Annotated in this window: 1 pseudogene; it reads right to left on the bottom strand. The window is 77.8% G+C overall.

The window, feature by feature from the left end:
- Positions 1-740, bottom strand: a pseudogene (locus B7767_RS48940) (serine protease); the annotation flags it as partial.

The raw sequence follows: 740 nt of genomic DNA, 5'->3' as shown, positions 1-740 counted from the left end.
CGAGGAAGCGGGGGCCGTTCTCGCACGGGGGGCCGTCGGCGTGAACGAGCCGGCGCAGCAGTGCGCACCGCGTCTCCGGCGGCAGCCGGAGAGCGGCCCAGAAGGCGGGCCCCAGCTCCGGCGGCACGCCCCGCCGCTGCTCCCGCCAGGCCACGAGACGGTCGGCCAGCAGCCGCAGCACGTCCGTGTACGGCGTCGCGTCGGCCACGCGCGTGAGGGTCCCGCTGAGCAGCCGGGCGGCCCACCAGGAACCCGGATCGGCGTCGAGGGCGTGCACCAGGTCCGTGAGCCGGGTGGACAGCCGCCGGCTGCCGTGCCGCCGCGCGAGAAACAACAGGGCCTCGACGACGACACCGACGCGGTGGCGCGGGACGGGGGTACCGGCCGGAAGGACGGCCTCGGCGCCGGGGGAGGCCGGGAGAGGGCTGGCGGCGGGCAGTACCGGGTGTCCGACGGCCACGCCGGCTCCGCCGTCATCGGCCGTCACACCGCTGTGCTGGAAGAGGCGATCGTCAGCAGGCCGGTAATCGGCATCGGCGACGGCCCAGGGGTCGGGACCGGCGACGGTCCAAGGGTCGAAGGCGACAGCGGGCAGAACACGACGGTCACCGGCCGCACCGGCCCAGCGGCCGGACAGCGGGCGAGGCCCCTCGGCGGCGTCCCGGTCACCGGAAGCGGCGGCGGGCCGGGGCCGGTCGCCGGACAGCGGGAAGCCGCCCTCGGCGACGGCCGGCCGCGGG

Source organism: Streptomyces sp. 13-12-16 (assembly GCF_002114215.1).
Taxonomy (GTDB): Bacteria; Actinomycetota; Actinomycetes; order Streptomycetales; family Streptomycetaceae; genus Streptomyces.
This window is presented reverse-complemented; position numbering and strand designations above follow the sequence as displayed.